Here is a 13,573-nt window from a genome sequence, read left to right on the forward strand (position 1 = left end):
TTAAAATGTTTGAAGATATACAAGTACAAAAAAACATCTTTCTTAACCTCTTTACAGAAATAGCTAACCAATTTCCCCAATCAATATTAATTCAAGCGTATAAAAATTCAAAAGGAACAAAAGTATCCCAAGGAATAAATCTTGAAAACTGCCCTTATCAAGTTCTTGATATTTGCAGGGATTTTGATTCAAATAGTGGATTCAATATTAGAATTTTAAATTGGTGGGGGCATGGTTTATACATCTTGGTGCAATTTGGAAAGATTACTGCCGAAAAACAATTGAAGCGTATCAATGATAAATTCAAAAAATTCTATGTTGGACTAGCTTCGGATGCTTTCGATTATCCGGCAGTTTTCATATCTGATCATCTCCTGAGTACTGTCAATCTAGATGAGCATATCAGAAAATTTGGCCATCTTTTGATTTTTGACAAAATCACATATAGCGAATCGATTAATGTTATAAAATTTGAATTATTGGAAAAAATCAAATTCATCTTGGACAAATAATATAGAATAAATTTCTAAATATTAGCTAAAATGAATTAATTTAGAACCGAATTTATTCAAATGCGTAATTAATAATTGTGTCAAAAAATCAAATGTTTTGGCTCGATTTGTGAAATACAGAAAACTCTAATTGCTAAAGTCACCGTTGCTTGAAGTTAAATAGAAAATATGAAATCAGATTTTATGAAATATATACTTGGATATTTACTACTTATAACCCTGCCATTTTCTCTTTCCGCACAAAACAATCCCAATTTAGTCACCTTATATAATTCAGATTCTACTTTTGTGGGGACGGGACTGATGGTGAATAATAAAATGGATGGATTATGGAGATTTGAAAACCCAAAAACAGGATTACTTATACAGACCACCAATTTTACTGATGGCAAAAGGGATGGTAAAACTATTGCTTACCATGATGGAAAAATAAAACGCCTAGAAGCAGATTACAAACTTGACAAACTTAACGGCTCATACAGGGAATTTGATCCTTTTGGGAATTTGAAAATTGAATTGGTATTTCAGGATAGCATACCTGTGGGACCGTATAAAGAATATTATCCAAAAACAGAGCAAGCGACAAATTTTAGCCCAAATATAGAAAGAATGGAGGGTCAATACGTCAACGGAAAGAAAGACGGCATTTGGATCACCTATTTCAACATTCGCCCAGCTGCAGTAGCCATTAAAGAAACCTATAAAAACGGATACCTAGATGGCCCATACACAGAATATGACTATGATGGGACTTTGATGGTGGAAATAAACTATATAAACGGAAAGCCTGATGGTACTTTCAAAAGGTTTGTTAACAACAAAATGACGTGGCAGGAAGGTCAGTTTGATAAAGGAAGAAAAGTTGGCAAATGGCTTTCTTACTTCCCCGGGACAAAGACACTAGAGTCGGAAGAATATTATGATGATAGAGGAAATAAGATCGGAGAATGGAAATATTATTATGAAAACAAAAGAACTGCAAGGATTGAAAAATACGAGAATGATATTCCAGTAGGTACTTGGGAAGAATTCTTCCCAAATAGAAATTTATCCAAAAAGAAAACATATGAATTGGGGATGCCTGTAGGTGAATATGTTGAAAACCATTCGAATGGTTCCGTTTCTGTAGAAGGGCAATATAAGGGAGGTGTAAAAGATGGACTTTGGAAAAATTACTTTCCTGATGGTAAACTTTACTCTATCGGAGAATACAAGAATGACTTAAAGTCAGGTCTTTGGAAATATTTTAATAAAATAGGAATTTTAATTGCTGAAGGCGAATATAATCTAGGTTCAGAGAATGGTCAATGGTTCTATTATTATGACGGAGGACAGTTAAAGTCTGTGGGAAGTTATTTTTTGGGTTTTGAAGAAGGTACATGGGGATTATTTTATGACAACAAACAACTCACCCAAGAAGAACACTGGAGCAATGGAAGGTTGATGAACATAGGTGATTATTTTACTCACAATGGCTCAAAAACTCTTGATAGAGGAACTTTGAACGATGGAAGTGGAACTAGAATCACATATTATATAAATGGAAAAAAAGAATCAGTAGGAACCTATAAAAGCGGAAAACCTGAAGGTAAATGGTCATATTATCATGAAAACGGAAAGGTAGCATCTGAAGGTGAAATGGTAGATGGCAAAAAAGAAGGTGTTTGGCGATACTTCAATATGAATGGAAGACTTGAGCAAATCATAACTTTTGAAGGAGATGAAATCAAAGAACCAAAAGAAGCTGAGAATGAAATAAAGTTCAAAACGTTTGAGTAATTCATAACATTCGTGATCTGAATCAGTTCTTTATCTAAAAAATATGTTCGGACTATTTAAAAAGAAAACAGAAATAGAGAAGCTTCAGGAAAGTTATAAAACTCTTCTTGAAAAAGCACATAAACTCTCCCATTCAAACAGAACTGAAGCAGACAAATTAATGGCAGAGGCGGAAATGGTTGCAAAAAAAATAGATATTCTAAAAAGCAAGTAACAGATTATTTCCACTTGATATTTATAACATTCAAAAGGACTCACGTGATTTTCGTGAGTCCATTTTTTTTTGCGTTTTTACTAAAATTAATATGACTATCCGCTTTCTTGCACGTAGCCAAACAATGGGTTGTTGGATGAACGATTTGTGGTTCTGTTGACTGTGAGCTGTTGTCTGCTGACGAGTATCCGCAACTTATAAAGGTACTTCTTACCCTACGTGCAACATTGCGGATACTCATAAAAATTAATAATGTTTTTTTAAATTTTTTCCAATGATTAAGGATTTGCTAAAACGTTTTTATCAAAATATTAGCAATTCATGAGTCTTTTGATCAAAACAATTTTTTAAAAAAGCACGTAAAACAGACTATAATACTAAACCAATACAATTATGAAAAATCTAACTCTAATCCGATTGGGACTCATTTTGATGCTAGGCATCGGATTGTCTCTAAATAATAAAGTAGAAGCTGCTCCTTCTCCGATGGGGGTTAGTTTTCAAGTTTTCTACAATGAATTAAGTCCATATGGCGACTGGGTAAATGACAGAAATCATGGATATGTTTGGATACCAAATGTCGGTGGAAATTTCCATCCGTATGGAACGAATGGCTATTGGGAAATGACAAATTTTGGAAACACTTGGGTTTCTCATTATGATTGGGGATGGGCTCCATTCCATTACGGAAGATGGTTTTGGACTGATTTCTATGGTTGGGCTTGGGTACCTGGATATGAGTGGGGACCAGCTTGGGTGAATTGGAGAACAGGTGGTGGATATTATGGATGGGCACCTCTTGGACCTGGTGTCGGAATCAACGTCTCTATAGGATTTCATAGCAATCATTGGAGATTTGTACCGCAAAGAAGATTCAGACACCGTCAATTCTACAATTACTATGTCCCTTCTAGAAACGTAGTAAGTATCTATAACAGGACTACTATTATAAACAACACTTATGTCTATAATAACAGAACTTATGTATCTGGGCCTGCAAGAAGAGATGTAGAAAGAGTTACTAGAACTTCTGTACCTGTATATCAAGTAAACAACAGCCCAAGACCTGGAAGGTCTTCTGTAGGAAACAACAGAACATTAAGTATATACAGACCAGAAATTGACAATTCCAGAACTGCAAATTCACAAGCAAGACCTTCAAGGACTTTGACAACAGATGAATATAGAACTAGTCGTTCGGCAAATCAAAATAGATCTGCTGTAACTACCAACAGTAGAAGTGCAACTTCTAGAGAAGCTAACTCTAGGGTGAATTCAGAAAGTAGAACTACCACTCAGGAAAGAAGGGCTGCATCTTCAAGTAGAACACAAGATGCACCAAGGAATACCAGAGAAAGTTCAGTTCAGAATTCGAACAGACAATCTGAAGTGAGATCTGCTCCACAGCAAAGTCAAAGTGCTCCTAGGGTAAATCAAAATAGTAGAACTTCTAGTTCAAGAGAAGCTACAGCACCTGCTACAAATAGATCAAATCAGCCAACAAATGTTAGGCAATCTACTCCAAATACAAGGAATACAGGAACTGTGAATTCTTCTCCAGCAAGGCAAACAAGAACAGCACCTGCAAGATCTAGTAGTCCTGAAAAGGTTAGGCAGTCTGCTCCAAATACAAGGAGCTCCAATACTGTAAGATCTGCTCCAGCTAGGCAATCTACTGCTTCTCCTGCAAGATCTAGTTCAAACAATAGATCATCATCTGGAACCTCTTCGAGAGGTGGTGGTAGAGGAGATATCTAAATCATTGATAATTATAAATAAATAGGGATGCCAATCATTTGGCATCCCTTTCTGTTTTTTCTAAAACTTCTTTGGCACTACCCCTCTTCCCTGATCAATCAGTTCGTCTAATTCATAATCTTTACCTTTACCCCACCTTAGAAGCTCTTCAATCGTATATATCTCGGTAGTATCTAAATCCTTTACTTTAAAATTGGAGCCAGAAAGACGGGAAATAACTTCCAATTTTCTATTTTCTCCCATGTTTCGAAATTCATAAACCCTTCCTACCCTAAGGTTGTCTAAAGCAATTGCCATGTTCAATCAATTTTCAATAAGTTAATTCTTTTAACTGGCCCTGGGCAAAAATTGTTGTGACAAGCAAGGCAAGAATTTACTAAAAGTTGATAATTGTCCAGCAACTCTTCTTTCTTACTATTTTCCAACTCCTTTAGACTTGCCAAATAAGCCATTCCCATAGATTGAAATGTTTCTGATTTCACATTGGCATCAGTAGGCTTTGCCGTCAATATCTCTTTATGCTTTTCTAGATACAGTTTTATTGATTTTCCTTCTTCCACTGAGACTTTTATTCCCTCCATGTCAACAAACATCTCTCTCATCAATAGCGCCAAAGGTGCATCTTGATTTGGGTATTTTATAGTTTCAGAGACATTCTTTTTTTCTTTTTGAGAACATGAAATAACTATGGCCAATAAGAAAAGTGAAAAAAGGGTTCTATGCATTTTCCTTAATAATTACACCTACTGCCTCGAAAGCATATTCTTCTTTAGGTGCAGTGATCTCTTCAATATCTTCTTTTGATTTGCCGGCATCTTCAGCATAGTGTCTCAATGTAGCCACATCGGTTACAGTCTTAGTTGCTATTCCTTCTATGATTACAGGATAACCTTGAGATGTCAAAGGAACAAAAAATCCATAATCCTTAAATGTAACCCTCATACTCTCACCACTTGGCAAGTCCAAAGTCATCCAACATCCTTTTTTAGAACATACTTCTTTGATTTGTCCAACTACTTTCCCTTCAAATTCCCCCGAGTCTTTCAATTCATTATACATTTGAGCTATTGACAACACTTCTATCTCTTCCACTTCAGCTCCATAATTTCCAGGAACTTTGACAACAGTCTCTTCTACATTTTCAATACCTGCTTGTTGAGTTTCAGATTTATTACAGGCAAACATAAATGGAACGAGTGCAAGAGCGAGAATCAAAATTTTTTTCATATTCATAAGGATTAGATTTTTTTAAGTGTAAAAATAAACAGATTTTGAAATTACCTCAATATCAACGTTTCAAAATTCATCATTTTTTTAATTTATCAGCAAAGACCTTTTTGAATTTCTCAACTTTTGGTCTAATAACCATTTGACAATATGGTTGCATTCCATTGTCATTGAAATAATTTTGATGATAATCCTCAGCAACATAGAAATTGCTAAATGGCGTGATTTCCGTCACAATTTTGCTATCAAAGGAACCTGATCCATCCAATTTACTCTTGTAGAATTCAGCTACTTCTCTCTGTTTGTCGGAGTGATAAAATATTGCAGACCTATATTGAGGACCTACATCAGCGCCTTGCCTATTCAATGTGGTTGGATCATGGGTTGACCAAAAAACTTCCAGGATTTCTTCAAAAGAGATTACTTTTGGATCAAAGAAAAATTGGATGACTTCAGCATGGCCGGTAGTTCCGGAAGTAACCTGTCTGTAGGTTGGATTGTCAATATGACCACCACTATAACCTGACTTTACATCTTTCACACCCACGAGGTCTTGATAAATTGCTTCTATACACCAAAAGCATCCTGACCCCAATGTGGCTACTTCCATATTATCTGGAATATTTGTTTTTGTTTTGGGTATTTCTTTCATGGACTTTACTTTTTGTTGAGCTTGAATATTGTACGTCATAATGACGCTTAGAATGACGAGGAAAAATTTTTTCTTCATAACATATTGTTTGATTTTCAACAAAAAAAGAAGGAATGAAGTTTAGAATACTGTAAAAATTCTGATTTCTTCTATCTTGAATTCTCCTTCGATAGGTAAAACATTTACTTTGCCTTCATTCACCAAACGTAAAGTTTCCAATTCCAATTCATTCACAAAGTGAATCCAATCTTGAGGAAACATCCATTTTAAGACTTCCAAAGCTTGGAATGCGTCCCCCCTTTTCATCCTTCCCATTTCCAAAATAGCTATTTCAAGAACTGATATGTTTACAATTTCCTTCAAAACTATTAATTACAAATCATTATAAATGCAGGTGGAAAATTCTTAAGTGTGAAACTCGTCTTAATGGTAGGAAAGTAGTCAGCAAATTGATATTTCAACAAATAAGAATAACAAATCTGAATGAATTTCCCTTTTTCAGCAACAGATTCTTTGCTTTTGCGGTAAATCTGAGCTCTTATATCTTTATGTATTAGACTAAATGGCAAAGAAGAAAGAATAAAATCCGCCTTTTCTCCATTAAGATATTTATCTAGATTCTCAGCTGAATCACAAATAATTACAATGTTTTTTTGAGGAAACATTATTTCAAGATTGTCACAAAAACTTTTTGAAATTTCGAAAACCAATAGTTTGGCATCTGGATCCATTCTTTCGACAATGCCTTTTGTAATACTTCCATCACCTCCACCCAATTCAACAAGTATTTTTGCACCTTTGAAATCAGCGAATGACAACATTTTATCAACTAATGGTTTTGAACTGAAAGTAACAGCTCCGGTAGTTGAAATATTAGTAAATAGCTCTTTAAATAACTTAATTCTTGACATTCTATTTTTAGTAATATGACTAAATCAAAAAACGTTTAATTCTCAATACAAGCTCTGAAGGATTAAAAGGTTTCGAAATAAAATCATCTGCTCCCAACTTAAATGCCTTATCAACAGCACTTTCCTCATCTCCCAAAGAAGACAGTATCAAAATAGGCATATTGGGAAAAAGTTTCTTTGCTAAATAAGTTACTTCCAACCCAGACTTAAATGGTAACATAATGTCAGTTATAAGTAAATCAGGTTTAAATTGACTTACAGCTTTTATTCCACTATCACCATCTTTTGCACTATAGACCTTAAAACCTTCTTTTTTAAGCCTATACTCTGTCATTCTCAAAATCAATTCATCATCTTCTATAAGTAGCAATACAAATTGGGATGGATCAATCATTTTTTTAAATCTTACTTTAACCTGTATTGAAGGTTTAAACTACCCTCATATTCATTTTGAGCAAAGCTAGGATTATATTCTTGATAATTATACATTAATTGAACTCCTATGAAAAATTTTTCTGAAATACTTTTATAATATCCAAACCCAAATCTGTAAGATTCTAAAGCTACTCTATTGTCAAACTGACCTAGGGTAGTTCTTTCATCAGGTGATGTACCATATCCTACTATAAAACTAAGATAATCAAACCTTCCTCCTAAATAATACCTAGAAGTAAATGTAAAAGCAGGATAAAAACTATCTTCTTCATTCTGAATAAACATTCTCAAATTTAACCAATAAGAACCCAAGTATTTCCCAACCCCTATGATCCCTGAGCGGAACTCCCTATTTCCCTCTGGAGGACTTACAACGGTATATCTCAAGCCAACTTCTCCTTCCCAACCTTTTTGAAAATTTTTGAAAAACGAATATCCAAATCTCAAATTGGGAAATACAATATCATTGCTATATGCAAGCCCTGCATATGAATAGGAAGTTTTTCCAGTAAAAAAATATGATTCTACTTCATACTGAAAGCCACTTGAAATCGATTCTCCTGCACTAAGCCTATCTGCATAATTCACCCTTCCTATCAAACTCCCCCATTCTCGCTCTCTGATATATTGCAAGCCTGTGAGATGCCAAGGACCTACTCCTTCCCTACTGAAACCAGTCAAACTATAATTTATACCAATCCTGTCCGAATTGAATCGTGATTCCAGATTATTAAATCTTTGTCTAAATTCAGAAATTTCAGGATATTCTTCCAATGTGGCCTTTAGAAAATCATATTCATCTCTATGATTTCCCTTTTTTACTAAAATTTCATGCTCAAACATAAGCAAAGGAGCTTGATCAATCCCTATCACTTTCGCTTCATCAATTCTTTTGGATGCACTATCATAATCTTTTGTCTTAATAATCAGCGGGATAAGGTAAAAGTAAACTTCATGATACGAATCATCTCTATCCAAAACATAGTCAAAATAGTATCTGGCACTATCTAAATCTTCCAATCTTTGATGAATCCTTCCAAGGAGTACATGATAATCCAAATAATCTGGAGCTATTTCAAGAGCTTTCCAAGACAACTTTTTGGCATTCTCCAAATTGTTTGATTCATTAAACTCCCTGTAAGCTACTTTTAGTAAACTATCAGTATCCACTTGCTGCCCAACAACCTGCATTGAAAACAAAAGTGTAAAAATCGAAATAAATAAAGCTCTCAACATTATCTTTTCTTATTTGAAGTTTGAAATCCAGTCCTTTGCATATTGCCCCATTTTTGTTCTTTTTTTAGGAAATAATGAATATATCCTTTGATAGAAGCGTAAATACAAAATGGATGGTAAACGATCGGCTCTATTAAGGCTTTTAAAATCAACTTACCTAAATCTCGCCTTGACCGGTAATATTTATTAAACCATTCATCAAGCAGAACTGAGCCTATGGTAATAGAAAAGTAAAACAGATATATTCCTAACATCAATTTCAAAAACAGAGCCATATCCAAATCCAAAAACACAAAACTCAATAAAATGATTGCAAGACCGAAAACCTCCAAAATAGGCACTAAAAACTCAAAGAAGAAAAAGTAAGGCATTGCCAACAAACCAGTATTTCCATATTTTGGATTAAAAAACATTTTCTTGTGAATTGACAAAGTCTGAATAAGCCCTCTTGCCCATCTCACTCGTTGCCTGAGCAAAACATCTACGGTGGAAGGTACTTCCGTCCAGCATAATGTCTCCGGTATATACAAAATCCTAAAGTCCTCTTTAGTTTCGTGCATATATTTTCTCATCCTGGTAATCAAATCCATGTCTTCTCCCAATGACTGGTGCCAATATCCACCGACTTTTATTACAATCTCTTTATCAAACATCCCCAAGCCCCCAGAAACAAGCAATAATGAATTAATCTTTCCCCAAGCCATCCGACCAAACAAAAAGGCTCTGATATACTCCAATTCCTGAAAACTTGCCCACCAATTTGAAGGAAAGCTAACGTCTACCAAAAAGCCATCTTGAACAATGCAGGAGTTGGAAGGACGTAAGACTCCACCTGTGGCAATTACTTTTTTACCTATGTCCATAAATGGTTTTGCAAGCTTCATTATAGTGTCGCTCCTGAGGATGCAATCAACATCTGTACATAAAAACAAAGGATATTTTGCTGAATTGATCCCTGCATTTGAAGCATCCGCTTTGCTTTTCCCATTTTCTTTATCAACCACTAGAAGATGTGAATAAACCGGATTTTTGGACTTAAAATGCCCCTTAACAAGTTTGGTTTCTATCTTTGATTCATAAAAAAAATCCACAGGAACCAACTCAAACTCATCAATGAGTTTCTGAAGGGTATTATCGGTACTTCCATCATTTACAATTACTACTTCGAACTTTGGGTAATTCAAGTTCATCAATGACCTCACATTATGAACTATTGTCAATCCTTCATTGAACGCAGGCGCAACTATTGACACACCCACAATATGGTTTGATTTCACTACTATATCATCTTTCAAGAAGTACTTGTTATTATTGTAATCCTTGATAGCCAAAAATGAAAGCACCGCCAAAAGCAAATAAAGGGACAAGTAGCTTACTGAATAGAATAAGATAAACAACTCGTAAAAAAACATGAAGGCCTTGAAATATTCAATCATTAAATATATTGATCTAGTACGTGTAATTTCGCTACTTTCAATTTGGGGTTGTCATCAAATGAATTCTCAAACATTTCGCAATCCAATTCTTTCAAACTATACATCACTGCAAGCAGAATTTCCGATCGATTAGGCATTTCCAGCAAGCCAATAAGGAAGTCTAGCGAATTTTTAGATCCAATTTGCGACAAAATATTGATAATTTTAATCTTAGAAACATCATCTTCATTAGGATACATTTCTATTAACTTACACTCTGCCTTTGTTAGCAATAGTTTCCCTATTACATCCAGTGCATTGAATCTGACATGCCTCTCTGGGTGATTTAACAAGTTTATCACTTTTTCCGCAAATTCTAGAGCGTTATAATGTGTTACCAATTTCAAAACGAAGCCCAATTGGCTGGAGTTATCAAAACTCAACCAAGCCCCTAATTTATTTGGCATTTTAATTTTTTTCCTTTGAAGTATATCCAATAGCTTCATTTCATCTATTGGACTGATTTCATCTCCGTAATCTTCCAAAATCTGCAATGGTCCTTCATTAGAAATAGAAATATAAGCCAACATGGCTGCCTTTCTAATGTGAAGGTTTTCATGTTTGACATATGGATAGATAATCTTAGCGCTTGGAGTATATCCTAATTCTCTCCAATAATACAACACTTTACTAATGTAATACCATTCCCCATTCAATAGTAATTCATTTAAATAAGAATATAGTCCGAATTTCAAGTAGGCCTGAATCAAAATCTTTTTTTGTCCCCCTTTTAGATTCCTATCTAAATCAATTATACTCTCCACTATTAGCTCTTTACACCAATTCTGATCAAATGGTATCTTCTTCTTCAATTTCTCAACCTTCCGAGTAAGCTTATTATCTTCAATATCATTTTCAAAAATTATAGAAGAAAAAAAACCATAAATCCTATACTGGGCAATCTTTTTTTGATCTTCACGAAAAAGTCTTTTCCTTTTAAGATTTAGTAAAAACCAAATCAGTAAGACTGAAATAGTAAGAAGGATAATTAAAACAATATCTAGGACAATTTGAAAGATTGACAAATTAACTAATATCAAAAACATGGTAAGTAAATTATAAAAAATCAGTTAGTGGAAAAAGCAAGCCATTTCTTTACTCTAAACGCCAATTCATTAGGCTTAAATGGCTTAGGTATAAAATCAGATGCTCCCAAAGAAAATGCCTCTAAAACCGTCTCTTCCTCTTCACCTAATGAACTCAATACTATAATGGGTACTTTTGGACTGAACTTTTTTGCATAGTTGATCATTTCAATCCCATTTCCCACAGGCAAGACCACATCAGTGATTATCAAATCAGGCTCATCGCTTTCAATTGCTTTGATCCCCTCTATACCATCTTTTGCCATGGTTACATTGTATCCGTCTTTTTTCAATCTAAACTGAACAAGACTGGATATCAATTTATCATCTTCGATAATCAATACGTTTTTCATTTTCATGATTTGCATCCTTGATGCGAAGATACATTGTTTTTTATAAAAAAAGTTATGTATAAACATGAAAAAAGTGCAATTTTAAATTTCAATTTTACAAACGTATTAAATTGAAATACACTTTCACAAAATTGCCGTTCTTAACGTTTTTATGCCCAAACAAAAAATATAAATTTTTCAAAAAAGAATCTTTTGCTAGATTACAATTTAATAATTCAACCAATCATCAATCTATAGAATGAAAATCTACACAAAAATCAAGTTACAATGTAGCTTTTTGATGTTGATGTTTTTCTTAGCAAGTTCCAACTTACATGCTCAGAGTGATCCCAGTGGGACCAAAAGGGTAACTGGGAATTATGCTATCCAAAACGCCACCATCACGACATCACCCGGGAAAATTATCAAAGGAGCCACCATCATTTTGAAAGATGGTCTTATATCAGCAGTAGGGACAAATGTCGCAATACCTGCAGGAACTGATATAATTAATGGAGATTCATTATTTATATACCCTGGGTTCATAGACGGAGGCAGTTCTGCTGGAATTACAAAACCAGAAGAGCCTGCAAGACCTTCAAATTTCGATTCTTCCAATCCTTCAGATGAGATTGCGGGTATTACACCTTGGAGGAATGTTCTTGATCAACTTGATATGACCAGCAATGCCTTAAGCGATTGGAGAAAAGCTGGCTTTACGGTAGCTCAGATGATTCCAGATGGTGGTATGATTTCTGGAAAATCTGCGATTGTAGTTTTTGGAAGTCCAAACTCAACAAACGTATTGCTTCAAAACACTGCTGTAAGTGCAAGATTCAGAGGGTCTAGGGGAATGTATCCAGGTACTCCTTTAGGTGTGATGGCAAAGTTTAGGGATGTTTACAAAAACGCTGAACTATCCTCCAAACACATGAACCTTTTTACCTCAAATTCAGGACTGAATAGACCGGAGATAAATAAAACTCTTGAAGCAATGTATCCTGTATTGAACAAAAATATCCCTGTTATTTTTGAAGTTTCCAATGATCTTGAAATTAGAAGAGCATTAAGGCTACAAAAGGAACTTGGATTCAAACTTGTTCTATCAGGTGTAACTGAAGCCGAAAAGGTAATCCAAGAAATCAAAGCTGCAAATGCTACAGTATTGTTGGCTTTGACTTTGCCTGAAGACAAAGCCAAAAAGACGTCTGGTGACTTGAATGAAGAAGCTCAAGGTCGTACAAACCGAGTGAAAGAAGCTTATGAAACAGCCCTAAAGCAAGCAGGGATTCTTGAGAAAGAAGGAATCAAATTCAGTTTCACAACAAACGGTTCTAAATCAGGAGATTTGATGAAAAACATCAAAATCATGATTGAAAATGGTCTAAGTGAAGATGCTGCTTTGGCAGCTTTGACGATCAATTCTGCAGAGAATCTTGGAATCCAAAAATTCGCAGGAACATTGGAAAAAGGCAAATTAGCCAATTTGGTAATTACTACTGCTCCGTTATTTTCTGAAGATGCTCAGATCAAGCACGTAATAGCCGATGGCTATGTTTTTGATTATGAAACAAAAGCCAAAAAAACATCAGGTGGTGATAAAAATGGCAAAACTAGCGATGGAGTAGCTGGAACTTGGGAATATATCTCAGATACACCTGCAGGGAGCTCCGGCGGAACTATGACTATAGAAGGATCTGGCGATAGCTATGAAGGGACGATCACCTATGATGATCCGTCTGGAAATGGCAAAGCAGAAGCTCCAATGAAGAATATTAGTACAAAAGAAAATTCAATGAGTTTTACTTTTGATGTTTCTGCTGGCGGTATGGAGATCAAAGTATCAGTTTCAGGTGATATTTCTGATGACAAATTTATTGGAAAAATGTCCCTTGCTGAGTTTGGGAGTTTTCCTTTGACAGCAACAAAAAAGCCAAATCAATCCAATCTTTAAACC

At 34.8% G+C, this 13,573-nt stretch carries 16 protein-coding genes; 5 read left to right on the forward strand and 11 right to left on the reverse strand.

The window, feature by feature from the left end; genetic code table 11:
* The first annotated feature begins 5 nt into the window (after window positions 1–5).
* From MM236_RS03905 to MM236_RS03920, 4 genes are all read left to right on the forward strand, one after another.
* The gene (locus tag MM236_RS03905) at window positions 6–512 is read left to right on the forward strand and encodes a hypothetical protein (protein ID WP_241273619.1); all 507 of its coding nucleotides are present in this window, start codon (window positions 6–8) and stop codon (window positions 510–512) included.
* Window positions 513–695: 183 nt separating this feature from the next.
* A complete protein-coding gene (locus MM236_RS03910; protein ID WP_241273620.1) occupies window positions 696–2,291 on the forward strand; it encodes a toxin-antitoxin system YwqK family antitoxin in 1,596 nt (531 codons plus the stop codon).
* 43 nt (window positions 2,292–2,334) lie between these two features.
* Window positions 2,335–2,505 carry a Lacal_2735 family protein gene (locus tag MM236_RS03915; protein ID WP_241273621.1) on the forward strand — a complete coding sequence of 57 codons (171 nt, stop codon included), beginning with the start codon at window positions 2,335–2,337 and terminating at the stop codon, window positions 2,503–2,505.
* A 393-nt stretch (window positions 2,506–2,898) separates the two neighbouring features.
* Window positions 2,899–4,263 carry a DUF6600 domain-containing protein gene (locus MM236_RS03920; RefSeq protein ID WP_241273622.1) on the forward strand — a complete coding sequence of 455 codons (1,365 nt, stop codon included), beginning with the start codon at window positions 2,899–2,901 and terminating at the stop codon, window positions 4,261–4,263.
* Window positions 4,264–4,323: 60 nt separating this feature from the next.
* Here MM236_RS03920 and MM236_RS03925 read toward each other — a convergent pair whose 3' ends face one another.
* The 11 genes from MM236_RS03925 to MM236_RS03975 all read right to left on the reverse strand — a co-directional run bounded on the left by MM236_RS03925 (window position 4,324) and on the right by MM236_RS03975 (window position 11,637).
* A complete protein-coding gene (locus MM236_RS03925) occupies window positions 4,324–4,560 on the reverse strand; it encodes a hypothetical protein (RefSeq protein WP_241273623.1) in 237 nt (78 codons plus the stop codon).
* 2 nt (window positions 4,561–4,562) lie between these two features.
* Complete coding sequence (locus MM236_RS03930) at window positions 4,563–4,988, reverse strand: hypothetical protein (RefSeq protein WP_241273624.1); 426 nt, start codon at window positions 4,986–4,988, stop codon at window positions 4,563–4,565.
* Window positions 4,981–5,490: a DUF4920 domain-containing protein gene (locus MM236_RS03935; protein ID WP_241273625.1), complete on the reverse strand. Its 510-nt coding sequence runs from the start codon at window positions 5,488–5,490 to the stop codon at window positions 4,981–4,983. Before MM236_RS03935 ends, MM236_RS03930 begins: the two co-directional genes overlap by 8 nt.
* Window positions 5,491–5,569: 79 nt before the next feature.
* Window positions 5,570–6,220 carry a peptide-methionine (S)-S-oxide reductase MsrA gene (msrA, locus tag MM236_RS03940; protein WP_439648007.1) on the reverse strand — a complete coding sequence of 217 codons (651 nt, stop codon included), beginning with the start codon at window positions 6,218–6,220 and terminating at the stop codon, window positions 5,570–5,572.
* Between the two features lie 42 nt (window positions 6,221–6,262).
* Complete coding sequence (locus tag MM236_RS03945) at window positions 6,263–6,505, reverse strand: hypothetical protein (RefSeq protein WP_241273626.1); 243 nt, start codon at window positions 6,503–6,505, stop codon at window positions 6,263–6,265.
* A 5-nt stretch (window positions 6,506–6,510) separates the two neighbouring features.
* Complete coding sequence (locus tag MM236_RS03950; protein WP_241273627.1) at window positions 6,511–7,053, reverse strand: class I SAM-dependent methyltransferase; 543 nt, start codon at window positions 7,051–7,053, stop codon at window positions 6,511–6,513.
* A 19-nt stretch (window positions 7,054–7,072) separates the two neighbouring features.
* Window positions 7,073–7,447 carry a response regulator transcription factor gene (locus MM236_RS03955; protein ID WP_241273628.1) on the reverse strand — a complete coding sequence of 125 codons (375 nt, stop codon included), beginning with the start codon at window positions 7,445–7,447 and terminating at the stop codon, window positions 7,073–7,075.
* An 11-nt stretch (window positions 7,448–7,458) separates the two neighbouring features.
* Window positions 7,459–8,724, reverse strand: a complete 1,266-nt coding sequence (locus tag MM236_RS03960) for a YaiO family outer membrane beta-barrel protein (protein ID WP_241273629.1) — start codon at window positions 8,722–8,724, stop codon at window positions 7,459–7,461.
* The gene (locus MM236_RS03965; RefSeq protein WP_241273630.1) at window positions 8,724–10,160 is read right to left on the reverse strand and encodes a glycosyltransferase family 2 protein; all 1,437 of its coding nucleotides are present in this window, start codon (window positions 10,158–10,160) and stop codon (window positions 8,724–8,726) included. The genes MM236_RS03960 and MM236_RS03965 overlap by 1 nt, the downstream gene beginning before the upstream one ends.
* Window positions 10,160–11,011: a HEAT repeat domain-containing protein gene (locus MM236_RS03970; RefSeq protein WP_241273631.1), complete on the reverse strand. Its 852-nt coding sequence runs from the start codon at window positions 11,009–11,011 to the stop codon at window positions 10,160–10,162. Before MM236_RS03970 ends, MM236_RS03965 begins: the two co-directional genes overlap by 1 nt.
* A 254-nt stretch (window positions 11,012–11,265) precedes the next feature.
* On the reverse strand, window positions 11,266–11,637 hold the full coding sequence (locus tag MM236_RS03975) for a response regulator transcription factor (RefSeq protein ID WP_241273783.1): 372 nt from the start codon (window positions 11,635–11,637) through the stop codon (window positions 11,266–11,268).
* Between the two features lie 238 nt (window positions 11,638–11,875).
* On the opposite strand from MM236_RS03975, the gene MM236_RS03980 reads away from it, so the two are divergent.
* Window positions 11,876–13,570: an amidohydrolase family protein gene (locus MM236_RS03980; protein WP_241273632.1), complete on the forward strand. Its 1,695-nt coding sequence runs from the start codon at window positions 11,876–11,878 to the stop codon at window positions 13,568–13,570.
* The last annotated feature ends 3 nt before the right edge of the window (window positions 13,571–13,573 follow it).

The sequence above is a fragment of the Belliella calami genome (assembly GCF_022549695.1).
Taxonomy (GTDB): domain Bacteria; phylum Bacteroidota; class Bacteroidia; order Cytophagales; family Cyclobacteriaceae; genus Belliella; species Belliella calami.